The sequence below is a fragment of the Cuneatibacter caecimuris genome, from assembly GCF_004216775.1.
Taxonomy (GTDB): Bacteria; Bacillota; Clostridia; order Lachnospirales; family Lachnospiraceae; genus Cuneatibacter; species Cuneatibacter caecimuris.
Genome location: NZ_SGXF01000001.1, coordinates 572208 through 597752 on the forward strand (window position 1 = coordinate 572208; position 25545 = coordinate 597752).

General features: G+C 48.9%; 22 protein-coding genes, 1 tRNA gene and 1 pseudogene. 4 read left to right on the top strand and 20 right to left on the bottom strand.

Annotation, left to right across the window (positions count from 1 at the left end):
- Positions 1 to 29: 29 nt before the first annotated feature.
- Positions 30 to 1595 carry a glycoside hydrolase family 43 protein gene (locus EV209_RS02715; protein ID WP_130432809.1) on the bottom strand — a complete coding sequence of 522 codons (1566 nt, stop codon included), beginning with the start codon at positions 1593 to 1595 and terminating at the stop codon, positions 30 to 32.
- A complete protein-coding gene (locus tag EV209_RS02720) occupies positions 1592 to 2617 on the bottom strand; it encodes an asparaginase (RefSeq protein WP_130432811.1) in 1026 nt (341 codons plus the stop codon). The genes EV209_RS02715 and EV209_RS02720 overlap by 4 nt, the downstream gene beginning before the upstream one ends.
- 270 nt (positions 2618 to 2887) lie before the next feature.
- On the opposite strand from EV209_RS02720, the gene rho reads away from it, so the two are divergent.
- A complete protein-coding gene (rho, locus tag EV209_RS02725) occupies positions 2888 to 4666 on the top strand; it encodes a transcription termination factor Rho (protein ID WP_130432813.1) in 1779 nt (592 codons plus the stop codon).
- Positions 4667 to 4668: 2 nt separating this feature from the next.
- Here the strand turns inward: rho and cysK are convergent, their stop codons facing one another.
- Positions 4669 to 5613: a cysteine synthase A gene (cysK, locus tag EV209_RS02730; RefSeq protein WP_130434137.1), complete on the bottom strand. Its 945-nt coding sequence runs from the start codon at positions 5611 to 5613 to the stop codon at positions 4669 to 4671.
- Positions 5614 to 5831: 218 nt separating this feature from the next.
- Here cysK and EV209_RS02735 point away from each other — a divergent pair, with 218 nt between their 5' ends.
- Positions 5832 to 6539, top strand: coding sequence for a zinc ribbon domain-containing protein (locus EV209_RS02735; protein ID WP_130432815.1), 708 nt, complete (start codon positions 5832 to 5834; stop codon positions 6537 to 6539).
- An 84-nt stretch (positions 6540 to 6623) separates the two neighbouring features.
- Here the strand turns inward: EV209_RS02735 and EV209_RS02740 are convergent, their stop codons facing one another.
- Genes EV209_RS02740 through EV209_RS02755 form a run of 4 tightly spaced genes read right to left on the bottom strand, consistent with a single transcriptional unit; the run spans position 6624 to position 10920 of the window.
- On the bottom strand, positions 6624 to 7646 hold the full coding sequence (locus EV209_RS02740; protein WP_130432817.1) for a LacI family DNA-binding transcriptional regulator: 1023 nt from the start codon (positions 7644 to 7646) through the stop codon (positions 6624 to 6626).
- An 11-nt stretch (positions 7647 to 7657) separates the two neighbouring features.
- Positions 7658 to 9142, bottom strand: a complete 1485-nt coding sequence (gene glpK, locus EV209_RS02745) for a glycerol kinase GlpK (RefSeq protein WP_130432819.1) — start codon at positions 9140 to 9142, stop codon at positions 7658 to 7660.
- 13 nt (positions 9143 to 9155) lie between these two features.
- Positions 9156 to 10097, bottom strand: coding sequence for a transketolase family protein (locus tag EV209_RS02750; RefSeq protein ID WP_130432821.1), 942 nt, complete (start codon positions 10095 to 10097; stop codon positions 9156 to 9158).
- A 1-nt stretch (position 10098) separates the two neighbouring features.
- A complete protein-coding gene (locus tag EV209_RS02755) occupies positions 10099 to 10920 on the bottom strand; it encodes a transketolase (protein ID WP_334295313.1) in 822 nt (273 codons plus the stop codon).
- Positions 10921 to 11140: 220 nt separating this feature from the next.
- Between EV209_RS02755 and EV209_RS02760 the strand changes: the two genes are divergently transcribed.
- Positions 11141 to 12550, top strand: a complete 1410-nt coding sequence (locus tag EV209_RS02760; protein WP_130432824.1) for an L-fucose/L-arabinose isomerase family protein — start codon at positions 11141 to 11143, stop codon at positions 12548 to 12550.
- A gap of 97 nt (positions 12551 to 12647) precedes the next feature.
- Here EV209_RS02760 and EV209_RS02765 read toward each other — a convergent pair whose 3' ends face one another.
- A complete protein-coding gene (locus EV209_RS02765) occupies positions 12648 to 13985 on the bottom strand; it encodes a tagaturonate reductase (RefSeq protein WP_130432826.1) in 1338 nt (445 codons plus the stop codon).
- Positions 13986 to 14107: 122 nt separating this feature from the next.
- Positions 14108 to 15580, bottom strand: coding sequence for a UDP-N-acetylmuramoyl-L-alanyl-D-glutamate--2,6-diaminopimelate ligase (locus EV209_RS02770; RefSeq protein WP_165388791.1), 1473 nt, complete (start codon positions 15578 to 15580; stop codon positions 14108 to 14110).
- A gap of 205 nt (positions 15581 to 15785) precedes the next feature.
- On the opposite strand from EV209_RS02770, the gene EV209_RS02775 reads away from it, so the two are divergent.
- Positions 15786 to 15858: transfer RNA gene (locus EV209_RS02775), tRNA-Ala, on the top strand.
- Between the two features lie 648 nt (positions 15859 to 16506).
- Here the strand turns inward: EV209_RS02775 and EV209_RS02780 are convergent.
- The 11 genes and pseudogenes from EV209_RS02780 to EV209_RS02830 form a co-directional block, all read right to left on the bottom strand.
- Positions 16507 to 17454 (bottom strand): L-lactate dehydrogenase, encoded by a 948-nt coding sequence (locus EV209_RS02780; protein ID WP_130432829.1) that lies wholly within the window; start codon positions 17452 to 17454, stop codon positions 16507 to 16509.
- An 84-nt stretch (positions 17455 to 17538) separates the two neighbouring features.
- Complete coding sequence (locus EV209_RS02785; protein ID WP_130432831.1) at positions 17539 to 18432, bottom strand: DMT family transporter; 894 nt, start codon at positions 18430 to 18432, stop codon at positions 17539 to 17541.
- Positions 18422 to 19261, bottom strand: a complete 840-nt coding sequence (locus tag EV209_RS02790) for a helix-turn-helix domain-containing protein (RefSeq protein WP_130432832.1) — start codon at positions 19259 to 19261, stop codon at positions 18422 to 18424. Before EV209_RS02790 ends, EV209_RS02785 begins: the two co-directional genes overlap by 11 nt.
- A 299-nt stretch (positions 19262 to 19560) precedes the next feature.
- Positions 19561 to 20007 carry an Hsp20/alpha crystallin family protein gene (locus EV209_RS02795; RefSeq protein ID WP_130432834.1) on the bottom strand — a complete coding sequence of 149 codons (447 nt, stop codon included), beginning with the start codon at positions 20005 to 20007 and terminating at the stop codon, positions 19561 to 19563.
- 200 nt (positions 20008 to 20207) lie between these two features.
- Positions 20208 to 20873, bottom strand: coding sequence for a hypothetical protein (locus tag EV209_RS02800; RefSeq protein ID WP_130432836.1), 666 nt, complete (start codon positions 20871 to 20873; stop codon positions 20208 to 20210).
- Positions 20867 to 21595 (bottom strand): sce7726 family protein, encoded by a 729-nt coding sequence (locus EV209_RS02805; RefSeq protein ID WP_165388792.1) that lies wholly within the window; start codon positions 21593 to 21595, stop codon positions 20867 to 20869. Before EV209_RS02805 ends, EV209_RS02800 begins: the two co-directional genes overlap by 7 nt.
- Positions 21596 to 21934: 339 nt before the next feature.
- A pseudogene (locus EV209_RS02810) lies at positions 21935 to 22075 on the bottom strand (NAD(P)-dependent oxidoreductase); the annotation flags it as partial.
- A gap of 1 nt (position 22076) precedes the next feature.
- Positions 22077 to 23129, bottom strand: a complete 1053-nt coding sequence (vanY-D, locus tag EV209_RS02815; protein WP_130432840.1) for a transpeptidase-like D-Ala-D-Ala carboxypeptidase VanY-D — start codon at positions 23127 to 23129, stop codon at positions 22077 to 22079.
- A gap of 124 nt (positions 23130 to 23253) precedes the next feature.
- Positions 23254 to 24399: a vancomycin resistance histidine kinase VanS gene (gene vanS, locus EV209_RS02820; protein ID WP_130432842.1), complete on the bottom strand. Its 1146-nt coding sequence runs from the start codon at positions 24397 to 24399 to the stop codon at positions 23254 to 23256.
- Complete coding sequence (gene vanR-D, locus EV209_RS02825) at positions 24389 to 25087, bottom strand: vancomycin resistance response regulator transcription factor VanR-D (protein ID WP_130432844.1); 699 nt, start codon at positions 25085 to 25087, stop codon at positions 24389 to 24391. Before vanR-D ends, vanS begins: the two co-directional genes overlap by 11 nt.
- Before the next feature lie 205 nt (positions 25088 to 25292).
- Positions 25293 to 25523, bottom strand: a complete 231-nt coding sequence (locus EV209_RS02830) for a winged helix-turn-helix domain-containing protein (protein WP_130432846.1) — start codon at positions 25521 to 25523, stop codon at positions 25293 to 25295.
- Between the last annotated feature and the right edge of the window lie 22 nt (positions 25524 to 25545).

The following is a 25545-nucleotide window of genomic DNA, read 5'->3' on the forward strand; positions in this document are numbered from 1 at the left end:
TGCTAAAAAACTGCGGAGGTCTACCATGCTCACGTCGCTAAATCTGCAAACCTGGATTCCTCGTCCGGCTTCATCTCAAAAAAATCAAACGCCGCTTTTGCCGCGGAATCCCTCCCATTGCCCGTGGCATACATGCCCGCAAAGGCACCTGTGAAAGATCTTCCAGCCACTTCGCAGGAAAGGAATCTGGTGGAGGCATAACCAGCGATTGCCACATCGCTTTCTTCATATCCCCATCGGAAAGTATAGCGCAGGCGCTCCGCCTGAATTCCCAGATACAGCGGCTTCTCATGCTCTACAGAAATTTTGCAGACCTGCTGATAAAAATCCTCCGCTCTTTTTTCCAGAACCAGGAAGTCCTCACCATTCTCCCTGCGCTTCCCTATCTTATAGTAAAATTCGTTGGACAAAAATACCGCGATTCCCGCCTCTTCCCCGTCCTGCTCCGGTAGAAATTCCATTTTCGCAGTCATATGGCAGTCAAAATATTTCTGGCGCCTGCACACCACAGTAGGAGAACCGATATCGTCCAGGCGGAGTGCGCTGCCCCTAAGGGTCAGGCAGCCGGGGCGCTCTTTCAGGTTGTATCTGGAAAGGTCAGGATTGCGCAGATAATTCCAGCAAAGCTCCAGCTGATCTCCCTCAAAATCATCCCGTACAGGTTCTTCTTTTGCTTCATAGGCGGGAAGCAAAGGGCCTGCTGATTCAATTTCCACCCATCTTCTTCCATTGATCACAGGCCACCCGTCTTCTGTCCAGGACACGGGGCTTAAAAAAGTTTCCCGTCCGATATGGCTCAGGTATTTCTGCGCCATCCGCAGACCGATATGCACGGCCCACCAGTTCCCGTTCTGATCCTGTATCAAATCACTGTGGCCGGTGCACTGAATTTCAGGATTTCTGGTATGCACATTAGTGAGAATGGGATTGCAGGGCGCCCCTTCATAAGGCCCCCAGATATTTCTGCTGCGCGCCGCTGTCTCCATATGTCCGAACTGGGTCCCTCCTTCCGCAATGGTCAGGTAGTACCAGTCCCCGATATGGTAGATATGGGGCGCTTCCGGGGAACGGTTGCCGGAACCGGCCCAGAGAAAACGGATATCAGTCAGCGCCTTTCCGGTAGCGATATCAATTTCCATCATGCTGATGCCCGGCGTCCCGTCCGGCGCAGGACAGGCTCCATAATAATAGACATGTCCCCCATCAAAGGTAAACGAGGGATCTATCCCGTCCAGATCCACAAAAACAGGATCGGACCAGTCCCCTCTGGGATCATCTGTCCACACATAAAAATTCCCGCCCATGGTACGGTTCGTGGTGGTCATATAATACCGCCCCTCATGGCAGCGGATGGTCGGCGCCCAAAGCCCTCCTGAAGGCGGCACATCCGTGAGATCCAGCTGTTCCCGACGCTTCAGCACATAATTCACCAGTTCCCAATGCACCAGATCCTCACTGTAGTGCAGCGGGACTCCGGGGAAATATTCAAAGGAGCTGGTCACCAGATAATATCCCCGCCCGTCAGCCGAGCGGCAAATACTGGGGTCCCCGGAAAACCCTCTCAGAACGGGATTCTCATAAGCCTGCAGTTTCATTTTGCGTCCTCCTTCCACTCTCTGGTAAATAAAATATCGTGGTTGATGGTCCTGTAAAAAGAACTCCTGATCTCCTCCAGCCCGATTCCGGGACGGGCCATCAGCCACATCAGCTTCGTCACCGTAGCTTCCAGGGTCATATCGTAAGCCTCGATCAGGTCAAAATCTTTCTTTACTTTCTGTCCCACCTCATATACCGCCATATTGCTTCCTTCATTGACCACCTGAGTGGCCATGACCACAAACTTTCCTTTTTTATGCCATTCCTTCATCTGCCTGTAGAACTCCTGCTGTATTCCCTCGGGAATCCCGCCGACGCCAAAGCTCTCAATGACGATGCATCTGTAGTTTTCAAACAGGTATGCCAGCAGTTCCGGTTTCAGCCCGGGAATCAGCTTAAGCACACAGATGCTGTCGCTCATCTTATGATAAAACCGCACCGGCCCTTCCGGCTTTTCTTCCTTAAAATACCGGATTACCTTCCCATCCTGGATTACTGCCGGAGAGGGGAAATTGATGCTGGAAAAGGCGTTATAGCTCTTGGCCCGCATCTTTCTGGCTCTGGTACCGGCAATCACCTTCCCGTCAAACACAATGTTCACTCCGGTGGAATCACTGTCAGCCGCATACAAAAAGCTGTCCAGCAGATTTGTTTTGGCGTCAGTAATATCTTTATCAATGGGCCTCTGCGCCCCGGTAATCACCACGGGCTTTGCTGAATCCTGAATCAAATATGACAGCGCGGCCGATGTATATGCCAAAGTGTCCGTGCCATGGCAGATCACAAATCCATCGTATTCCGTATAATGCGCTTCCACTGCCCCGGCAATTTCCAGCCATATTCCCGGCGTCATATTCGTGCTGTCTATGCTGCACAACTGCATTGTTTCAATCCGGCAGATTTCCGCCGCCTGAGGAATAAAGCTCAAAAGTTCTTCCGTAGTCAGGCCGGGAGCCAGGCCGCCCTCTGTCTGCCGGGAAGCAATGGTCCCCCCGGTGCCAATCATCAGTATTTTTTTCATGTCATTCTCCTTCTGAAAATATCTTATCACCTCCCACCCGGGGCGGTCAACTATTCTGATAAAAAGGGGCCATAAAAAATAGCTCTTTACTTTTCCCTTCCAGATATTGTATAATAAGACTGTTTACAAAGGCAGGAACGCACTCACATTTTATTTCTTCAGATTTATCATCTAAGATCCAGCCCCCACAATAAGATAATCGAAATATTTTCCATACAATCAGTAAAACAAAGCGAGCAAATCTATGAAACATAATAAAAGGAGATTCTTATGACCGAAAATTACGCATCCATGCAGCTTCCCCAGCTGCGTGAAATTGCCAAATCCAAAGGGATCCGCCGGGTAACAACAATTCGCAAATCTGAGCTGATCCAGATCCTGACATCTCTTGCAGAAAAAGAAGAGGCGCGGGCACATCAAAAAAACGATCTGCCGGTCAGCGCGGCTGAGCCTGTCAGTGAAGCAGGGCATATATCTGAAAGCAGCCCGGAAGCTTCCTCTCCTCAGGTTTCCGCACAATCCCAGCCTGCACAGGCAGTTTCCCGCCAGGCCAGTGACGCTGGTCCCCACCGCGGCCGTCCTTCAGGCGTCCGCCAGGTATATCCCCGTACCGCCGCCCCTTCCGTTTCCAATACATCGGCCGGCCATACCGCGCAGCCCAGAGCTTATTCCGCTCCCAGAACGGCGGACAGAACCGCTGCCGTCCGGCCGGGCGGAGGATACCGTCCAAGCTATAACCAAAGCGGCTACAACAGCCACTCCACCCCTATTGTCACTTCCCGGCAGACATATCAGGCGTCCAATCCGGCCCCGGTTCCCAGCGGCAGTTCCATGGCCCCTGCCGGAACGGTTCCCTCCGCGCCTTCCCGCGTTTCTGTCCCAGTTACGCCGCCCGGAGATCTGGCGGAGCTGGACAGCGGCATTCCCGCTCATGGCATTCTGGAAGTGATGCCCGACGGCTATGGATTCATCCGGTGTGAGAATTTTCTCCCCGGAGAGAACGACGTCTACGTCTCTCCCTCTCAAATCAGAAGGTTTAATTTAAAGACAGGCGATATCATCAGCGGCGCCACCCGGATTAAATCTTCCGGTGAAAAATTTGCCGCGCTGCTGTATGTAAATCAGATCAACGATCTGCCCACCATTGAAGCAGAGTCCCGCACCTCTTTCGAAGACCTTACCCCGGTTTTCCCGGACTCCCGGCTGCGCCTGGAAATGCCTGACGGCGGCAGGGACCAGATTCCCATGCGGATTCTGGATCTTCTCAGCCCGATCGGGAAAGGCCAGCGAGGCATGATTGTCTCCCCGCCCAAAGCAGGCAAAACCACGCTGCTGAAGCAGGTGGCAAGCTCTATAAAAAGGACTCATCCGGAAATCCATTTAATCGTGCTCCTGATCGACGAGCGGCCGGAGGAAGTGACGGACATCAAAGAGGCCATAGCCGGCCCCAGTGTAGAAGTAATTTATTCTACTTTTGACGAACTCCCTGAACACCATAAACGCGTTTCTGAGATGGTCATCGAACGCGCGAAGCGACTCGTGGAGCATAAGCGGGACGTGGTGATCCTGCTGGACAGCATCACCCGTCTGGCCAGGGCTTATAACCTGACCGTAGCGCCCAGCGGCCGCACGCTTTCCGGCGGCCTGGACCCCGCGGCGCTGCATATGCCCAAGCGCTTCTTCGGCGCCGCCCGAAACACCAGAGAAGGCGGCAGCCTGACAATTCTGGCTACCGCCCTGGTGGATACCGGCAGCCGCATGGACGATGTGGTCTTTGAGGAGTTCAAAGGCACCGGCAATATGGAACTGGTCCTGGACCGCAGGCTTTCCGAACGCCGGATCTTCCCGGCAATTGATATCTTAAAATCCGGCACCAGGCGGGATGATCTGCTGCTGACCCCCCAGGAACAGGAGGCCGCAGATATCATCCACAAAGCCACCAACGGTCTGCGGGCCGACGACGCGGTAGAACGGATTCTGGATCTCTTTGCCCGCACCCGCAATAACAGCGAATTCATCGCAATGCTGAAAAAAACCAGGCTGAACTGATTTCAGCCATCCTGCTCCCCGTCCCCAAACAGGTCCGCCAGATAGCGGTCTCCGGAATCCGGGAGCAGCGCCACAATGTATTTCCCTGCAAATTCGGGCCGTTTCGCAAGCTGTGCTGCTGCCCAGACTGCTGCGCCGGAAGTGATCCCAACCAGGATTCCTTCCAGGCGGCACAGCTCTCTGGCAGTCCGCATGGCTTCTTCATTTCCCACCGGAATCACTTCATCATATATCTTCCTGTCCAGGATTTCCGGGATAAAATTAGCGCCAATACCCTGAAGCATATGGGGTCCCGCCTCTCCTCCTTCCAACAGTGGGGACGCGGCAGGCTCCACAGCCGCAATATGGATATTGGGATTCATCTCTTTTAAATATCTCCCCGCTCCGGTAATTGTTCCCCCAGTGCCTACCCCGGCCACAAAAGCTTCCGCCATTCCGTTGGTATCTCTCCAGATCTCCGGGCCCGTGGTTTTATAGTGTGCCGCAGGATTCGCCTTATTCTCAAATTGCCCCGGGATCAGACTTCCGGGAATCTTCTCCGCCAGCTGTTCCGCCATCTCCACAGCGCCCTGCATCCCTTTTGCCCCGTCTGTCAGCACCAGCTCCGCCCCATAAGCTTTCAGCAGGCTGCGCCGTTCCCGGCTCATGGTATCCGGCATAGTCAAAATTACCCGGTATCCCCTGGAAGCTGCCACACAGGCCAGGCCGATCCCTGTATTGCCGCTGGTGGGTTCGATTAAAACCGCGCCTGGTTTCAGACTGCCGTTCAGTTCAGCGTCCACAATCATGGACAAAGCCGCCCGGTCCTTTGTACTTCCTCCCGGATTCAGGTATTCCAGCTTTGCCAGCACACGTCCCTTCAGCTCGTGTTTTTTATTATAATGCTGCAATTCCAGCAAAGGCGTATTTCCAATCAGCTCTGTCAAACTTTTTCTGATTCCTGCCATCATAAATTCCTCCTGTCTGTGGTGTTATCTGCTCATTTCTTCTATTATAGCGCTTTAAGCAGGACAATACCACTGTTTTCCAATACCTTAACTGTTTCAGCACGTATTTTTCTTGCTTTTTCATAACTGCTGCTGTATACTGAAAACAGTTGGAAGCAGCTGTCCGCCCTTTTTACTCTGCGGGCACAGCAAAAAGAAAAAAGAAAGGTGGTTTCTTCATGTTTAATTCTTATTACAGCGCATCTTCCGCCCTGGGAGTCATGTCTGTGCTGGCTATCATCTCAGTCATTATAGCCGTGGCCGGCGGCATCCTGCTCTACTTCCTGTTTTTATCCCCCAAAAACCAGGGGAAATTCACAGGTTTTCTTGGCTGGATGTATGATTTTCTGTCCTTTAAGAAACTGGTGTTAAATACTGTTTTAAATGTGCTCTACCTTATTTTGGCTTGTTTCATCACACTCATGGGATTTTTCACCTTATTTGTCAGCTTCGGTTCCGGGCTGATGCTTCTGGTGATGGGCAATATTCTGCTCCGTCTCTCCTATGAAATCATTCTGGCGTTTCTGATCATGTGTCAGAATACCAGTGAAATCAATCATTCGCTGAAACGCCTGCTGCCTCCGGAAGAGCCTCATCCTGGTTCCGGCTTTCCTGTTCCGCCCCAGCCCGGTAATGATTTTCCCGGTCCTGGTCAGAATCCGGGGCACGATTTCCAGGGATCGCCTGTGCAGAACCAAAACCCGGATTTCCAGGCTCCTCCCATGCAGGATCCCGGATTCCCGTATCCCCCCATGCAGAACCAGGGCCCGGAGTTTCCGTCTCCCGAAGCCGCAGCTCCTGCGCCTGACCCGATCTGCCGCCAGTGCGGCGCCCCCTATGTTCCGGGAGAAAATTTCTGCGGAAAATGTGGAGCAAAGCTGAATTGATCTGAATTTAATTGGTTACATAAAGAAAGCGCGTGTATAGGTGAAATCTCCCAATACATGCGCTTTCTTTTCAGCCTTTTTCATTCAGGCATATTCTCTTGTGCTCCTGCGCGGCACCAGTTCTGTGCTGATGTAGATCTTCTGAGGCTTGCTCTGAGGATTTTCAATTACATCGATCAGCCTGCGCACAGCGGTGGTACCCATCTCCTGCTTGAAGACGCGGATCGTTGTGAGGCTGGGTTCCAGCATTTCGCAAAAGGGCATATCGTCAAAACCAATAATCGATACGTCTTCCGGTATAGACAGTCCAAATTCTTTCAGCGCCCGGATGGCTCCTGAAGCAATGATATCATTATCCGCAAACAGAGCGTCCGGCGTATCCCGGCGTTCCTTCAGCAGGCGCTTCATATCCTGATACGCTCCTTCGGTGGTGGATTCCAGAGGAAAAATATTGCTCTCCTCTATTCTGACTTTCCTATCCGCAGCATATGCCCGGAACCGTGTGAATCGCTGGTCAAAATTGTATATCCTGATGCTGCTGCGCAGATAACCGATATTGCTGTAGCCCAGATGGTAAAAATAATCCATCGCTTTATAAACGCCGTCAGCATTGTTGATACAGACTGTATCTATATCCACATGGTCGAACTGGCTGTCAAGCAGCAGCAGAGGAATCCCCAGCCGCTGGAATGGTCCGATGTCCTCTGCAAACATTTCTGTAGCCAGAATCAGCAGGCCGCTTGGAGAATTCTGTACCATATCGGACAGAATCGCCTCAATATCATCCTTTTGCTCATCAATATATGTGATGGTCAGGGAATACCCACTGGCGCGCGCTTCCCGGTTGATGGCCTCAGTCAGCGTGGAAAAAAACGGGGTATCCGAAACCACCAGGCCATGCTTCTGATAAATCACAAACTGTAAGGTTTTGTTGGAAGCCGGAGTAAGCTGAGGCGCTTTCGGCTGCTCATAACCATATTCCTGAAGCAGAGAAAAAACCCGGTCCCTGGTTTCCGGACTGATACCCGGCTTATTATTCAGCACAAGGGAAACCGTGGCCGGAGAAAGCCCTAATTTTTTTGCGATATCCTTTGATTTAACTTTCATAAACACCTTCCCTATTTGGTTAATACTTTTGCTACCGCCGCTTTCCAGCCATGATACAGCTGTTCCCGGCGCTGCTCCGCCATATCAGGCAGAAATCTGGTATCCTTTGTGCGCAGGCTGCACAATGTATCCATATCCGGCCACACGCCTGCTGAAAGCCCTCCCATGTATGCGGCCCCAATCGCTGAAAGTTCTTCCAGCTCGTTGACTACTACAGGAATACGGGAAATATCAGACTGAAACTGCATCAGAAAACTGTTGCGGGTCGGACCTCCGTCTACCCTGATTTCTTCGGTGGGCGTGCCGGACTCTTCCTGCATAAGATCCAGAATATCCCGGACCTGATATACCATGGATTCCAGAACTGCCCTGACAACGTGGGCTTTTTTTGTGCCGCGGGTCATCCCCACCAGCGCAGCCCTCGCATCGCTGTCCCAGTACGGAGCGCCCAGTCCAACAAATGCCGGAACCAGATAAACGCCTTCCGTATCCTTAACGCCGGCCGCCAGCGCTTCTGTGCATTTGGAATCCGGGATCAGTTCCAGATCATCCACCAGCCATTTAATCGCCGCTCCGGAACAGTTGATATTCCCCTCCGCCACATAGGTCAGATCATCTCCCAGCTGCCATCCCACAGAGGTCACCAGCCCTTCCCGGGAAATATATGGCTTCGCCCCAATATTGCGCATGATAGAAGACCCGGTTCCATAGGTCACTTTTGTCATTCCCGGCCGGGTGCACTGCTGTCCGAACAAGGCTGCCTGGGAATCTCCCAGAACTCCAGCCAGGGGCGTGCTCTGATCCGCCAGACAGGTCACCGCCAGGGGCCCAAATATGCTGTCTGATGGCATAACCTCCGGCATCATGGAACCGGGTATTGTGAAAAGTTCCAGCAGTTCCCTGTCCCAGCAGCGTTTATGAATATTATAAAGCTGCGTCCTGCTGGCATTGGAAGGCTCGGTGGCGTGCACCCTTCCTCCGGTCAGTTTATATATGAGCCAGCTGTCAATAGTGCCTGCCATCAGCCAGCCGGCCTCAGCCGCCTCTCTGGCTCCTTCCACATAATCCAGAATCCACTTCACTTTCGCCGCGGAGAAATACGGAGAAAGCACCAGTCCTGTTTTTTCCAATACTATTTTGCGCACCCCGGGGGTATCCAGCTCTCTGCAGATATTTTCCGCTCTGCTGCACTGCCAGACCACGGCAGGATATACCGGCTGGCCGGTACGGCGGTCCCATACCACAACGGTTTCCCGCTGGTTGGATATGGATACTGCCTTCACACCGGCAGGGCTGACGCCCGCCTCTTTGATACAAGCGTCCACTGCCTGACAGGTTTTTTCAAAAATTTCAACTGGGTCGTGCTCCACCCAGCCCGGCTGCGGGTAAAACTGCCCGTGATTTTCATTATGTCTGTGGACCAAAGAACCTGTTTCATCAAACAGGACTGCTTTTGTTCCCGAAGTCCCCTGATCGATACTCAGTATATACGGCATCACACCCTCCCTCTCAGGACAGCTTCTCGAGAAGCGCCCTGGCTGACGCGGCAATCCCCGCAGCATCCAGCCCATAATACTCATATAGTTCCGTGGAGGTGCCGGATACCAGCGGTTCATCCGGCAGACCGATAATCTTTATGGGCGCCGGATGATTTTCTGCCGCCACATGAGAAACTGCCTCTCCCAGGCCTCCGTGGGGGCTGGATTCCTCGACAGTAAGGATAGCCTTGCATTCCTTACAGGCTCTGACCACCGCTTCCTCATCCAGGGGTTTGATCGTATGCATATCCAGAACACGGACATGGATCCCTGCCTTCTTCAGGCTTTCCGCAGCATGCACAGCCTGAACCACTGTTTCTCCGCAGGCAATAATGGCCAGATCATCTCCCTCTGTCAGCTGATTCGCCTTTCCGATCTCAAAGGGCACAAATTCATCTGTATATACATTCTCCACAGCGCCGCGGCCCATGCGGACATATACGGGGCCGTCGAATTCTGCCAGAGCTTTTGTCATCTCCCTGGTCTGGTATTCATCCGCGGGAAGAATGACTGTCATGCCGGGAATCGCCCGCATTACCGCTACATCCTGCAATGAATGATGGGACATTCCCAGAGCGCCATAGCTGATTCCGCCGCTGATGCCGATCACTTTCACATTTGTATGGCTGTAAGCCACATCCACCTTCACCTGCTCCAGGCTTCTGGTGGACAGGAAACAGGCAGGGGCGCAGACAAATGCCTTTTTACCGCAGGACGCCATGCCTGCGGCAATGCCCACTTCATCCTGTTCCGCGATGCCGCATTCCACAAACTGTTCCGGCAGCGCCTCTGCAAATTCCCCCAACGTTACCGACCCTCTGGAATCCGAGGCCAGCGCAACAATAGAAGGATCCTTCCTGGCCAGCTCCAGCAGGGTTTCTGTAAAACTCTTTCTGCAAGGTATTTTTTTCATCTCAGTCCAACTCCTTTTCACAAGCATCTAATTCAGCCAGCGCCTGTGCCAGCTGTTCCGGGGTGGGCACGCCGTGGTGCCACTTTGCCACATTTTCCATGAAGGAAACGCCTTTTCCTTTCACGGTATGCGCAATAATCATCTGCGGCTTGCCAGTCCCGGCAGGCAGTTCATCCAGAGTTTTCACAATCTGTTCCATATCATTGCCGTCTATTTCAACAACTTCCCAGCCGAAGGCCCGCCACTTGGCGGCAAAGTCCCCCAGCGCCATCACATCCTCCGTATCTCCGCTGATCTGCAGATGGTTCCTGTCTACAATGCCCACCAGATGATCCAGCTGGTAGTTGGCCGCAGCCATGGCCCCTTCCCATACAGAGCCTTCCGCCTGTTCTCCGTCTCCCATCAGCACATAGACATGGTAATCTTTCTGGTCACGTTTTCCGGCCAGCGCCATTCCCACTGCTATGGGCAGCCCATGGCCCAGTGCGCCGGTATTCATCTCCACGCCGGGCACCTTGGTGCTGGGATGTCCGATCAGCCTTGATTGAAAATGGCTGAAGGTTTTCAGCTCTTCTTTCGGAAAATATCCCATATCTGCCAGAATGTTATAATATCCTTCCACGCTGTGCCCCTTGCTCAAAATAAAACGGTCCCTGTCTTCCCATTTGGGATTGGCAGGATCATGTTTCATTTTATAGTAAAAAAGAGCAGTCAGAATATCCGCCGAAGATAAAGCTCCTCCGGTATGCCCCGTTTGTCCGTCACAGATCATCTGCAGCAGGCCTTTCCGTATTTCTATGGCCTTTTTTCGAAGGTCAGTAATGCTGGTCATATATTTGCCTCCTTTAAGTGCTAAATTATTTAATTAAAATTTATCACATTCCATTCAAAAAGTCAATGAAATCTAAAGATAAATGCAGGATAATACGGTTTTTGCAGATTTAATATGCCTAAATTATTTAAAAAAATATATGTCCCGCTATTGCAAAAGAAGAAAAATTTAACTATAATAGAATTACTTAATTCAGGAGGAGGAATGTATCATGGAATATCATGTACGTTTGGGCGTCGCATGTACAAGGCGCTTTATTTTTTCGAAAGAAGACGCAGTCAAATATAAGAATATGACGCTGCAGAAATTGACCGAGCTGGGGATTGATTTTGTGGATATCGAGGATATCAATGAAGAGGGGCTGCTGTTCGATGAATCCCATATCAAACCTGTTGTAGAGAAATTCCGCCGTGCAGGAGTGGACGCGCTGTTTTTCCCTCACACTAATTTTGGAACAGAGGATTTGGTCTGTAAGGTTGCAAAGGAAATGAACCTGCCAGTCTGCATCTGGGGGCCCAGGGACGAAGCCCCCATTCCTACCGGGGAACGGCTGAGGGACAGCCAGTGCGGCCTGTTCGCAACCGGCAAAGTTCTGCGCCGGTTCCGTATCCCTTTTACCTATATTCAGAACTGCCGTCTGGAAGATGAAGCTTTTAAGAGAGGAATCCACAATTTTATCGCCGCGTCTAATGTGGTAAAAGAATTCCGCAGCCTGCGCATCCTCCAGATTTCCACGCGCCCCGCAGGTTTCTGGACAATGATGTGCAACGAAGGCGAACTGCTGGAGAAATTCGGCATTCAAATCCATCCCATCAGCCTGGAGGAGCTCAAAACAGAAATGGAATCCTGCGCAGACTCTGAAGAAGCTGCCGCAGCGCAACAGACGATGACAGAGAATATGAACGTCTGTGTAAAAGAAGATGCTGTGAAAAAACTGGCCGCTATGAAAGCCGCCATGACCCGCCTTGTAAAGCGCTACGGCTGTAAAGCAATCGCGATCCAGTGCTGGAACGCCATGCAGGATGCGCTGGGATGCTTCCCCTGCGTTGCTAATTCCCTGATGACAGAAGAGGGAATCCCGGTAGTATGTGAAACTGACATTCACGGCGCTGTAACAGCCGTCATGGTTCAGTCTGCCGGAATGGGCAAAGCTCCCACTTTTTTTGCGGACTGGACTGTCCGCCATCCTGAAAACGACAACGGTGAGCTCCTTCAGCACTGCGGACCCTGGCCGTTTTCTCTGGCAAAAGAAAAGCCTACCCTTGAAGCGCCCTTTGCTTTTAATTATTCCCATCCCGGGTCTGTCAGCGCTGAACTGAAAGGCGGTGAAATGTCCCTGCTGCGTTTTGATGGCGATAATGGTCAATACTCCATGTTGATGGGCAGCGCCAGAGGAATCGAAGGCCCCAGAACCAAAGGTACTTATGCCTGGGTTGAGGTGAAAAACCTGGTGAAGCTGGAAGAAAAAATTGTGACCGGCCCATATGTGCATCACTGCGTAGGGATTCATGGCGACGTGATTCCTGCCGTTTATGAGGCGCTGAAATATATTCCCGGCATTAAACCTGATCTCTATGATGATAACGAGGAAGAAATTAGGGCTTTTCTCCGGGGAGAATAATACATAATCGAACAGGAAAACCCTGCCAATGCTATTAGCATTTAAGGCAGGGTTTTTATTGTGCCGCACTTTTCAGACACGGCTGTGTTCTATCCTATTATGCGAGGACTGCCTGATAAGCTTCTGCCATTCCCTTTTCCTGAATCAGATTGTAGAAGCCTTCCACCATGGGAATCATCTCTGTCAGGTCCGCATGCCAGTAATCCTCTCTCTTCAGAATTTCCTCTACAGATGCGTTTTTCATAAATTCCATGATCTCCGCACCATCGTTTGCCTTATCCGTTCTGTAGAACGCGATCAAAGCCGCCATGGAAAATGTCAAAGCCTTCGGGTATGTTCCGTTTTGCTCCTTATATTCCAGGATTGTCGGCAGCACGCGAACCTGGAACTTGCTCACAGAATTGAGCGCGATAGACAGCAGCAGATGCTTGATAAACGGATTGGAAAAACGGTCCAATACAGCCTTTGCAAAATTTTTGTCTGTTTCTGTATTGCCCAGGGTGGGAACGATTTCTTCAAACAGGCATTTTTTCAAAAATGCGCTGACCGTTTCATTCTTCAGGCACTCTCCCACGGTTTCCAGGCCGTAAAGATATGCGCCCAGCACCATGGAAGTATGCCCTCCATTGAGAATGCGGACCTTTCTCTTCTTATAAGGCTTTGCGTCGTCAGTCCAGACAATGTTATAACCTGCCTTATTGAAGGGCAGCTCATCTTCGTGATGGCCTTCTATCACCCACAGATGGAAAATTTCTGCTGTATCAATCAGGTTGTCCGTATATCCAATCTGTTCTGTCAGCGCTTCCACCTCGTCTCTGGGATAGCCGGTCACAATGCGGTCCACCAGAGTATTGCAGAAATCATTTTCTTTCTCAATCCAATTTTTAAAATCCTGGCCCAGCTCCCACAGGTCCGCGTATTTCAGCACGCATGCCTTCAGGTTGTCCGCGTTATTGTCGATCAATTCGCAGGGCAGCAGGATGAATCCTTTCAGTCCGGTCTGAAATCTTTTATACAAAAACTGCGTCAGCTTTGCAGGATAGGATTTCGCCGGCGCGTCTGACAACTTCTCTGTCCCCAGATATTCAATTCCGGCCTCCGTAGTATTTGACACAATCACCCGCAGGTCAGGATTTTCTGCCAATGCCATGTAATCCTCAAAATTGGTGTAGGGATTGATCCCTCTGGAAATCGAAGTAATATGAGTATGCTCATTCACAACCTCCCCGTCCTGGATTCCCCGCAGGAACAGGTTGTATTCGCCCTTCTGCTGATTCAGCAGATCCACCATGCCTTTTTCAATGGGCTGGATCACTACGATCTTCCCGTCATACAATCCCTTTTCTCTCAGCTTATGAAAAAAATAATCCACAAAGCCCCGCAGAAATCCGCCTTCGCCAAACTGCATCACTGTTTCTTTTACCTGTGCACTCATTTTTACGTTCCTCCATCCGGATGATATTAGGCGCTTTCCGGCCTCCTGCTGCCAGGCCGTAATGTAAGCGCTTACATTCTAATCCCAGCATACTACAGTTTTTGTAAAAATGCAAGCGGATTTTATTGTAGATAGCCAAACTCCTTCAGTGTGGCTCTGGCAAACGCCACATCGTCAAAAGGAACATTTTTTCCGGAAATAGCCTGATGCTTGTCATGTCCCAGGCCGGTAACCGCAATCATATCCCCGTCCTGCGCCCGTTCTATGGCATAGCGGATCGCCGCCGCCCTGTCTTCAATTACCATGTAAGAGCCTTTCGTCCTGCCCAGCCCTTCCCTGATATCTCTGACAATGCTCTCAAATGTTTCGAAACGGTTATGTTCTGTGGTCACAATGCTGAAATCTGCCAGGTTCCCGCAGACTTCTCCCATATCAAAGCGGCGGTCTCTGGACCTGTTCCCTCCGCAGCCAAAAATCACAATCACCCTTTTAGGATGATACTCCCGCAGCGCTTCGATCAAATGCTGCATGCTGTACCCGCTGTGGGCCGAATCCACACAGACAGATAATTTATCAGATACATAGACCATTTCCAGGCGCGCAGGAATATAGAGCCTGCACAGCGCCTCCTGCATCTTCTCCTGAGAAATCCCAAATGCGCGGCCGATGCAGACTGCAGCCAGAGCATTATAGCCGTTGAAAAGTCCAGGCATATTCACCAGATATTCCCCGCTGTCCTGTCCTGATGTCACCAGCCGCAGGCCGGGGAGACCGTGGACCTGAGCCTTTTCCAGTATTTCCGCCCTGTAATCAGCCTCTGGAGAACACCCATAAGTAAACGCGCGGCAGGATCTTCCTTCCACGATTTTCTCCCAGTTTTCATCATCCCTGTTCACAAACGCCACTTTGCTGTGATCGAACAGCATGCTCTTGCATTCCATATATTCTGCAAAATCTTTATGTTCCGTAGGGCTCACATGATCTCCCGGAGATATATTGGTAAAAATACTATAATCAAACTCCAGGCCATCCACCCGGTGCATTTTCTCAGCCTGTGACGAAACTTCCAATACTACCGCCTGGCAGCCGGCATCTGCCATCCCCCGCAAATGCCTCTGTATTTCATAGGAATCCGGAGTTGTATTTCCATTTTCAATATGCTTTCCGTCATAATCTGTCCCATTAGTTCCGATGGAACCCACCTTCAGCCCTCCTGCCTTCAGAACAGAAACAATCATCTGAGCAGTGGTTGTCTTTCCTTTTGTGCCCGTGATTCCCACCAGCTTCATTCCACGGGCAGGATATCCGTAAAATGCCGCATAAATCCTGGCCATAGCAGCGCGGCAGGATTCCACCAGCACCACCGCCGTTCCAGACGGCGCCTCCACCGGACGCTCCGCCACAAAAGCCGCGGCCCCCCTGGCCGCAATCTCCATAGTCAGCTCATGGGTATCGAACCTGCTCCCTGCAATGCAGATGAACAAGTTTCCTGGCTCCACTTTTCTGTTATCCTGACTAATTCCATGAATCTCTGTATCTATATCTCCCTGCAGGCAGGTATATCCCACCGCCTCCAGTAAATCCCTTAATCTCATCCCACTGATCCTCCGCTGTTTATCCCTCGTTAGCGTCGCCTCTGCACTGCAGATATTAGGCACTTCGTGCTCCCATGCGCACTCCGCTCCGCTTCGGCGCGTATAATGTCTTACGACATTATACTCTATCCCCAAAGATTCATCAACTAATATCTCTTCTGAAACCATTGACTTTTTAAAAATCAGTGCTATAATATAAATGTTCGGGCTCGTAGCTTAGCTGGGAAAGCGCTGCGTTCGCAACGCAGAGACCGAGGGTTCGAATCCCTTCGGGTCCATCCAAATGAAATATCATATACACAATAAAGAAGCAGCCGGTACTTTAACGATAAAAAGTCGTGAAGCGCCGGCTCTTTTTCTTCACAACATTTTGCCACGCTAAGAAACCCTGGCAGAGAGACGGAAGACAAAACGCAGGAGGCTATTTGCCGCAAGGCATCGAGCCTCCGGAGTTTTCTCTTCCGGCTCTCCGCGGCTCCCTTCCCGCCCGCAGAATTCCCCCATAGCATCCAGCAAGCGTCAGGAAAACCCCGCCAGAGAGACGGAAGACAAAACGCAGGAGGCTATTTGCCGTAAGGCATCGAGCCTCCGGAGTTTTCTCTTCCGGCTCTCCGCGACTCCCTTCCCGCCCGCAGAATTCCCCCCATAGCATCCAGCAAGCGCTAAGAAACCCCGCCAGAGAACCGGAAGACAAAACGCAGGAGCCTATTTGCCGCAAGGCATCGAGCCTCCGGAGTTTTCTCTTCCGGCTCTCCGCGACTCCCTTCCCGCCCGCAGAATTCCCCCCATAGCATCCAGCAAGCGTTAAGAAACCCCGCCAGAGAGACGGAAGACAAAACGCAGGAGGCTATTTGCCGTAAGGCATCGAGCCTCCGGAGTTTTCTCTTCCGGCTCTCCGCGGCTCCCTTCCCACCCGCAGAATTCCCCTACTCCAACCGAAGCGTTTCAATAACCTCCTTCAGCTGCCTGGCCGAGTCCTGCAATGCTCTCTGTTCCTGCACATTCATAGGAATTTCCAATACCTGTTCACAGCCGTTCTTCCCCACAACCGAAGGAATACTCATGCACAGCCCCGACAGGCCGTACTGCCCTTCCAGAACCACTGAAATGGGAAGAACTGCTTCTTCATTTTTCAATATGCTTTCAGATATGCGGTTGACCGCCATGGCAATTCCATAATAAGTCGCCTCTTTCCTGGCAATGATTTCATAAGCGCTGTCCCGCACATCCTCATATATCCTTTGTTTGTCTTCTTCATAAGCATTCAGCCCCCGAAGCTGGTAGAAATCATCCAGATCAATTCCTGACACATTCGCTCCTGACCATACCGCCAGCTCGCTGTCCCCGTGCTCCCCGATAATCACCGCATGCACGCTCCTGCTGTCCACCTGCAAATGTTCTCCCAACAAGTATTTCAGCCTGGCAGTATCCAGCACTGTTCCTGAGCCGATCACTCTGGAGGGAGCATAGCCCGAAAGCCTGTATGCTGCATAGGTCAGCACATCCACCGGGTTGGAAACAATCATCAAAATTCCTTCAAAATTTCTGGAAGTAATTTCCGGTATTATGCTCTTCAATATCGCCACATTCTTGCCGATCAGATCCAGACGCGTTTCTCCAGGTTTCTGATTTGCGCCGGCAGTAATAATGATCAGCGCAGAGTCCGCCGCGTCCTCATATCCCCCGGCATAAATATCCATAGACGCGGCATAGGGAAGCCCATGGCTTAAATCCATAGCTTCCCCCTCTGCTTTTGCATGATTAATATCAATCAGAACCATTTCTGAATAAAGTCCTCTCTGCATCAGGCTGAACGCAATGGAAGAGCCTACAAAACCGCAGCCCACCACTGCAACCTTTCTGGGGTTCGTCATAAAAACACTCCTTTCAACTGTGAATGAAATTAGTGTCTCCCGGCAGCAGAATTCCATGCAGCGCTGTGCACTGACAAATCAATTTTATTCAGAGCAATCAGACTGCCCATTTTGTGACAGGGTCAAACCTGCCAGGGTCAGAAAAATCCCCAGCAGCATCATCCCATTCAGCGTTTCATGTAATATAAGCCATGAAGCTGCAGCTGTAATCACCGGAACCATATAAATATATACGCTGGTTCTGACGGACCCCAATACTTTTACAGCAAAGTTCCATGTGACAAAACAAAAGGCAGAAGCGCCAAAACCCAGAAAAAGCAAATTTAAAATATTCTTCAGATCTATGAATTGTGAAAGATCGATTTGAAAATCCATCAGCATGATTGCGGGAATCATAAAAATCAGGCCATAGAAAAAGGTTCTCCGGGTAGTCTGTATGGTATTGCAGCCAAATTCACTTATTTTCTTAGTAATTGTAGAATAAGCTGCCCAAACCACTGCTGCCCCCGCTGCCAGCAGGTCGCCCAACGGATTCAGGTGAAATGCCTCGCCGCTCCCGGAACTGATCAGCAGGATACCCAATAATGCCATCAAAAACCCTAAGAAAAATCTTTTTCCCGGCCGTTTGCCATGAAGAAACAGGCAGGAAAAAATCACTGTGAAAAATGGCGCCGCAGAAATTATGACTCCTACATTGGATGCCAGGGTATAAGTTAACGCTATATTTTCCAGCAGATAGTATAACGTTACGCCACACAAGCCTGCTGCTGCAAAATACCATTCCTGCCGCCTGTCTCTTAGTTTCAGCCTGCGGGGGCACACACACCACAGCGCCAGGTATCCTGTCAGGAAACGGATAAACAGTATTTCCACAGGAGTAAAGATCTGCAGCAGAACCTTTGTAGAGATAAAGGTCGTCCCCCAGATTATAATTGTAATGAACGCGGCGCCGTGACCGCCGGCAATCCTATTTCCCATCCCCCGGCTCCTTTACAAAGATTCTCTGATACTGTTTCGGCGTCACTCCTGTATATTCTTTAAAAAAGTTGGTAAAATGGCTCTGATCTGCAAATCCTGCCATACATGCAGCCGCCACGGGAGCAATCCCTTCTTCCAGATACTTCTTGGCCCGCTCCAGGCGGATATTCTGAAGATAGCGATATGGAGAGACGCCGACCTGTTTTGTAAATGACCTCAGCAAATAAGACTTGCTGAAATTCACCTTAGCGGCCAGACAGTCCAGCATAATATTCTCGGAAAAATGAGCCTCTATATAACTGCAGAGTATTTTTATCTCCGGTTTGGGTTCCGGGATATCCGCTTCATCAAAAGGCTCTGCATATTCCTGCAGTACCTGTTCCAGGAGAAAGAAATAAGCTTCCTCCTTTTTCATTTTTGGGGCCTGATATAAAATAACATTGTACAATTCTGCCACGGATTGGGCAATATCGCTCTGGTATATTACATTCTGCCTGAAATGCGGCAGATAATCCCTTCCTGTGATTTCCTTCACTGCCTGACGCATGACTCCAGCCTCAATATTTACAGCGCGGTAATCCAGGATTTCTCCGTTGATGGGCGCACAGCAATGATTGTCTCTGGGATTAAATAAAATTAAGTCTCCGGCGGTCAGATCATACTCATCCCCCTTGCACCACAGATGACGTTTTCCTCCCTCTACAAATCCAATTACATAAAAATCATGAAAATGATTGGGAAATTTCTGAACAATCCCGCTCAGGTTATATGCTTCTATTTTCAAATCCCGGTCATAATAGATATGCCTCTGTTCCTGTACATCGCGCATTTGCTGTCTCCTTCTCTGCCTTTCACTAATAATATTTTACTGCTTTGTTTCAATAAAGTCTTGAACGATCTGACACCAATTTTCTGCTGCCGCGCACATTTTTATAGACAGAAAGCATTTTTATTTTTGCCGCAGTGCGATCAATCCAATCCTCCGCGGTGCGGTTTTACTTCATAGAAGTTCACTGCTATGTAGAAATAAAAAACTCTATGCAAAGGATCTCACTCCACTGCATAGAGTTTTCTTTTTTACCGGGTGTCTTCAGCCCGACCGGCAAATACACCGGCCGGCATCATTTCTCACCCCTCGATCGCAATATAATTTTTCTGTTCTTCTACAGCCTCTGCTTTCGGGATATCCAGCTTCAGGATTCCGTCTTCAAATTTTGCATGTATCTCTTCCTGCTTCACCGCTTCTCCGATATAAAAGCTTCTGCTCATGCTTCCTGCATACCGTTCCTGGCGGATATACCTGCCCTTTTTATCTTTCTCTTCTTTGTCAAGCCCCTTTGCAGCGGAAATAGTCAGATAACCATTTTCCAGCTTCACGTTGATCTCATCCTTTTTAAACCCCGGCAAATCCACTGAAACCTCATAACTGCTGTCCGCCTCGCGCACGTCTGTTTTCATCAGGTTCTTGGAATGCTTTCCAAAAAGCGGGTTTTTCTTGCCAAAAAATTCTTGCTCCGAAGGAAAATCCATCCAGTCATCAAATAAGTTCTCTCCAAAAATACTAGGCATCAACATAAGTCATATCTCCTTTCTTATGACAAACATGATTCAGCACGATGGTTGAAAACCCAGGTGTTGTTCTCTCGTTACGGGAACTTGGAAGATCTTTCAGCTCTCCTTTGTTCTATTTGTAATATAACACCTATTATAATGAAAGTCAAGTCGATTGATCCGATTTTATCCTTTTTTTATATTTGACATTCCTGGCAGCATTTTCAGCATAGATGATCCCCTTTACCCACAGACAGCAGGGACTCGATAATCAAGAAATTATCCCCTCCCGCTTTTTTCCGGTCAAAATGGCTCTCCGGGTCTGCAGCCATCCAGCCGTCTATAGTTCTGGAAGGTTCCTGTCTGTTTTTGATATTCACCATTTGTCTGGGTTCTTCAAAATAGGAAAACAGAATATTTTCGTGAAGGCTGATAAACTGGTACTGATCCCCCAAAAGAAGGCCTTCCTCGACTATCGCATGATGCCAGTATGTATAGGAGAACAGCTTTTCAGGGTACAGGAAAGCAATTCTTCCCACCCTGTGTTTCTTTCCGGCTCTGTTTTTCTCCCAGCTCCCCGAATCTCCCGGGACGCTGTGCCAGTATATTGCATACATTGGCGCCCACACTGTATTTCCATCCTCTTCCGGCCAGCTCTCCAGAAAGGGTTCCAGGGCCTTCAGATAGTTTTCCGGTTTCACCTCCCCTGCCAGCACTTCCTCATATAGAAAACACATATTTCCATGCCGGTAAAGAGATGCTGTCAGCAGCGCCCCTTCCTTCACCAGCTCCTCCGCTGCTGCTTCTGCCATCCGGCACGCCTGTTGAAACTCAGGAGACTCTTCTTTCCCCCGCTGAATACATCCTCGAAATTGTTTTCTGGTCACCACTTCTGCTTCCTCCTTCTGCCGCTTTTTCTCACACCGCCTCCGGAAAAAGTATGTCCTCTGGCCGCCTGCTCTGTCATGAGTTCCAGCCGCTCCTGCAGATCATCTGTCTTCTCCAGCAGTTTTTGTATCTCTCCCTTACGGTACTCAGCCACTACCTCCGCTGCGGTATTGTAATCCCGTTCAAACAGAATATCACTGACCTCTTTTTTCAGCTTTTCTTCTGGGATTTTTCCGGGGATACGCTCTGCGATCTTACCAGCCACAAACATTTTGCTCTTGTCTTTATATTTTGGCATTCCGTTCCATTCCTGGAGACTGGCTAGTTCCGGCTTCCATAAGATCTGCAGTTTCTTTTTCCAATCCATTCTGGGATTGGGCAATGGGCTGCGCAGCATATAAAAGTCTACTGTGCCGTCCGCAATTTCAGCGGTGATAATCCCCCAGTATACAGGAACATGCCTTGAAACATTCGCGGCATGGCTTGTTCCGGCCACAATCATATTGTAATCATAGTACTGGTCATAATCCTCTATCTGCCTGGCAAGCCTGGCATATGTGTCCGCATCACTTTTTATCTCAATGCCATACAGGGCTTCCGGGGTCACCATAACAATGTCGGCCCGAGACTGTCCCATGGTTTTTTCTTCCAGTATTCTTGTTTTCCCATAAGTCACTTCCAAAAAGTCAAACAACGGCTCCCGGATATCTTTGTCATATAACACGTTTTACCTCTATCTGTCCGTGATTGATTTCATGGTTCACTGTACGCTAAATTTGCAGATCCGTTAGTGATGTAAGGCTGCCAACAGACGGCAAAATCATTCAGAAAAGCTTTAATATTTTATATCGTTTTGAAATATAAGTCAAGGCCTTCAATTTTGGAACGCTTTAGCCCCTTTGTCACATTGGTATAGAAAATGACAGCTAAAATGCGGCAGAAGCACCTTAGCATATTCATCTTTCTGCAATTGTTCAGAGCTGTAATTTTAGAGAACCCGACGTATGGTTTTATTCACTGTTGCCTGATATTGTGCTAGTCAGAAACGGTTAAGAAAGATAATTTTTTTCATCATGTTTAATTGCCCACGGACAATCATATGGAAAGTATCATCTGCCAGCACCGTACAACCAAATTTCTTCAGGCGTTCCATAACTGCCTGTCCGATCCGTCCGGTTCCGGTCACGCCAACCGTCCTGTTTTGCTCATTGCAGTTTAATTGCGTCTATAATATCAACGCTGTCCTGGAATCTGTCGTTCTCAGTTGATCCCATGACTGCACAGATATAGGTGTTTCCGTTAATGACCGCTGCAGAAATGATACAGGCGCCGCCACGACTGCTGGTTCCCGTTTTTAGACCGATCACTTCCGGCCGGTAATATTTGCTGCCCGGATTGAGAAGTTCATTTGTATTTTTGTATGTGACCTCCCGGCCATTGGTCCATCTTTCATAAGACGAATAGGTTGCCACAATATCTGAAATACATGGGTCATCCAAACATGCCTTTGCAATAATGGCAAGATCATAGGCCGTGGTATACTGTCCATCAGCGTCATATCCGTCCGGTACTACAAAATTCGAGTTTTTCGCACCAAGCTGTTTTGCCTTCTCATTTACTTTATCCATGAATACATCAATGGACTGTGTATCAGGCAGATCCTTATCTCCGGCAATTTTCTTTCCCGTATTTACTGCAAGCGTATACGCCGCGTCATTGCCGGAAGGAAGCATAAGGGCAATTAAGAGCTGTCTGACGGTCAGAGTATCACCCTTTATAAGCCATGCTCTTGACGAATCATCATGTATCATTTCTATCTCTGCGCCTGCTCTTATTTCATCGTCCGGGGAACAGTAGTCCAGTACGGTCAGAGCTGTAATCATTTTAGCCGTGCTGGCCGGTGAAATTTTGTCTGTACCATTTTTCTGATACAATGTGGCATTGGTATCAGCATTGATTACAATCGCATTGGCTGCTGTGACATTCACGGAAAGAGCATTATCAGTGTCAAGGATGGGTGAAACCGTTTCCTTTTGTCCGCTGTCCCCAAAAGAAAAAGATTCATTGTTTTGAGTGACTTTTTTCTCGGGGATAGGGGCCTCTTTGCCGCTCCTTATCAGATTCACAATTCCCAATGCTGCAATGGCTATGAGTAAACAAAGCACAATACATACAGATTTGTGGTAAATTCTTTTTTTCTTTTTAGATTTTCTCCTGTTCCTGTTATCGTAGTTTCCGTTATTGTTTTGATTTTCCATGGTTCTCTTAAACTCCTTTCTGGAAGTAAAAAAATCGTTCCACCCGATATATAGCATATCAGAATGGAGCGATTTATGTTTTCGCTTTCCTTTGCGGATAATATACGATTTTCAACGGACTTTCTTACGATTTTCCTACAACCGGCAATGACAACTCAAAACAGGTAAAACCATCCTCACTTCGGGCGGTAATCTGCCCGTGATGAAGTACAACGATCTCCTTTGCAATGGCTAGTCCCAGACCGGCTCCGCCCGTTGCGGAGCTTCGTGATACATCCAGGCGGTAAAACTGCTCAAATATTCTTTCTAACCGTTCCTGCGGGATGGTATTTCCCTCATTCATGACTTTGATTGAAACATGATCTTCTATCTGCTCTGCAGCTATCTTAATGCTCGTGTCTGCGTTACAATAGCTGACAGCGTTTCGCAGCAGGTTATCAAATACACGCTGCATTTTATTTGCATCGCATGAAATAAAAATATCCGGCTGCATTTCAAATTCCAGTTTCAGGTTCTTTTCGGCCAGCATCGGTTTAAACTCATATGCCAACTGTTCCAGCATCCTCGTCAGATTGATTTTACTGTATATAAGCGTTATATTGGAAAGGTTGAACCGCGTGATCTCAAAAAATTCGTTAATCAGATCCTCAAGGCGCTCTGCCTTATCCAGCGATATAGATAAATACCGTTCCCGGAGCTCATCGGAAATCTGGCCCTCATCCCTTAAGAGCGTCAAATAACCGATCACCGATGAAAGCGGCGTTTTTAAGTCATGGGCCAGATACACAACAAGGTCATTTTTCCGTTGCTCCGCAAGCTCGGCATCCGTTTTTCTTTTCGTCAGGGTATGCCGTATGGAATTGATCTTTCTTTCTGTTGAAGCCAGCTCTGCCGGCAGAGCAATATCCTGGGCATCTTCATTCACCAGAGAATCAATGCCACGGTTAATCTCCTTAAAGTATTTTGAAACATTGCCCACAAACATACGAAAAACCACAAAAAACACGCCCAAAATCGCCAGCAGGAAAAGCCAGAATTCATATCTCTTGAAGGTTTTCAGGTAGACGACTGCGGCCTCATCACGGTCGTGGTAAATAAAATGCTCTAAAATGGCAACTACGGCATTCGCAAAATTGTCTTTTAAAATAAACAGATAAACACCTGCTATAACCAGAAGGGAACATACCATCATCAGCATCATCTTCATGAATAATCTGTTTTCTAAAAGTAAATAGTCATTTTCAAAATTTGTTTTCTTTCTATTTTTCAATGGTATATCCCACTCCCCACACAGTTTTTATGAATTTCGGATTTTTTGCCCGTTCCTTCATTTTTTCTCTGAGCCGGCCGATATGGGCCATAACAGTATTATTGTTATCCATGTATTTTTCTCCCCATACCGCTTCAAATAATTCCTCCGTTGAGATAACCTTCCCCTGGTTCTCACACAGATACCAGAGAATCGAGAACTCTGTCGGCGTCAGCTGAAGCTCTTTTCCAAATAAGATACATTTATGGCTTTTCTTACTGATCGTCATTCCTCTTATATCATATTCGCTGCATTCATCCTCCTGCTTGATCTGCGGCTGTCTGTATCTCATATACTGCCTTAACTGCGCTTTCACGCGGGCAACCACTTCCAGTGGGTTGAACGGCTTCGTGATATAGTCATCCGCAACGGACAGCCCCATGATTTTATCCCCATCTTCTACTTTTGCTGTCAGCATAATCACAGGAAAATAAAATTTCTCCCGGATTTTCTGGCAAATTTGAAAGCCATCAATATCCGGGAGCATAATATCTAATATGGCTAAATCCAAGTGGGTAGACTCAATACACCTTAACGCATCCGTACCATTGTAAAATTTATAAACAGTATATCCATCGTTTTTCAGATAGACTTCAACCAAATCTGCCAACTCTTTTTCGTCATCCACCACTAAAATTCTTTCGTTCATTTTATTGCTCCTTGCTTCTCCAATCAATCTGTCTTTATAATGCGCAAAACGCTGTCACATCATCGGTCAATAGTAACATAATCACAGATAATCGTCAAGGCGGCTTACTTCCATTCTTGACGATTACCCGCATTAAGCGAAGCAGATAGATACCGGGGGCCACACTTTAGCTACATCCAACTACCAGCCAATTTCATGGTTTATATTACGGCGCTTCAAATTTATAACCAACGCCGACAACGCTTTTGATGTGGTCCGGGGAATCCGACGTAATTTTCAACTTCTTCCGCAGATTGCTCACATGATTGTTGACTGCTTTTCGGGAGCAATAAGTTTCTGGAATATCACATGGGCTGTCGGCCAGATTATTCTGCTGCCCTTTTGAAGCAAGAAGATAATTTACTAACTCCTGCCTCTGACGGGTATTTAACAGCATAAGCAATTTTTCTGCAATTTTA

Coding starts and splice junctions, on each gene's coding strand:
- EV209_RS02715 (WP_130432809.1), bottom strand. CDS start 1,595: ATGAAACTGCAGGCTTATGAGAATCCCGTTCTGAGAGGGTTTTCCGGG.
- EV209_RS02720 (WP_130432811.1), bottom strand. CDS start 2,617: ATGAAAAAAATACTGATGATTGGCACCGGGGGGACCATTGCTTCCCGG.
- rho (WP_130432813.1), top strand. CDS start 2,888: ATGACCGAAAATTACGCATCCATGCAGCTTCCCCAGCTGCGTGAAATT.
- cysK (WP_130434137.1), bottom strand. CDS start 5,613: ATGGCAGGAATCAGAAAAAGTTTGACAGAGCTGATTGGAAATACGCCT.
- EV209_RS02735 (WP_130432815.1), top strand. CDS start 5,832: ATGTTTAATTCTTATTACAGCGCATCTTCCGCCCTGGGAGTCATGTCT.
- EV209_RS02740 (WP_130432817.1), bottom strand. CDS start 7,646: ATGAAAGTTAAATCAAAGGATATCGCAAAAAAATTAGGGCTTTCTCCG.
- glpK (WP_130432819.1), bottom strand. CDS start 9,142: ATGCCGTATATACTGAGTATCGATCAGGGGACTTCGGGAACAAAAGCA.
- EV209_RS02750 (WP_130432821.1), bottom strand. CDS start 10,097: ATGAAAAAAATACCTTGCAGAAAGAGTTTTACAGAAACCCTGCTGGAG.
- EV209_RS02760 (WP_130432824.1), top strand. CDS start 11,141: ATGGAATATCATGTACGTTTGGGCGTCGCATGTACAAGGCGCTTTATT.
- EV209_RS02765 (WP_130432826.1), bottom strand. CDS start 13,985: ATGAGTGCACAGGTAAAAGAAACAGTGATGCAGTTTGGCGAAGGCGGA.
- EV209_RS02770 (WP_165388791.1), bottom strand. CDS start 15,580: ATGAGATTAAGGGATTTACTGGAGGCGGTGGGATATACCTGCCTGCAG.
- EV209_RS02780 (WP_130432829.1), bottom strand. CDS start 17,454: ATGACGAACCCCAGAAAGGTTGCAGTGGTGGGCTGCGGTTTTGTAGGC.
- EV209_RS02785 (WP_130432831.1), bottom strand. CDS start 18,432: ATGGGAAATAGGATTGCCGGCGGTCACGGCGCCGCGTTCATTACAATT.
- EV209_RS02790 (WP_130432832.1), bottom strand. CDS start 19,261: ATGCGCGATGTACAGGAACAGAGGCATATCTATTATGACCGGGATTTG.
- EV209_RS02795 (WP_130432834.1), bottom strand. CDS start 20,007: ATGTTGATGCCTAGTATTTTTGGAGAGAACTTATTTGATGACTGGATG.
- vanY-D (WP_130432840.1), bottom strand. CDS start 23,129: ATGGAAAATCAAAACAATAACGGAAACTACGATAACAGGAACAGGAGA.
- vanR-D (WP_130432844.1), bottom strand. CDS start 25,087: ATGAACGAAAGAATTTTAGTGGTGGATGACGAAAAAGAGTTGGCAGAT.
- EV209_RS02830 (WP_130432846.1), bottom strand. CDS start 25,523: ATGCTGTTAAATACCCGTCAGAGGCAGGAGTTAGTAAATTATCTTCTT.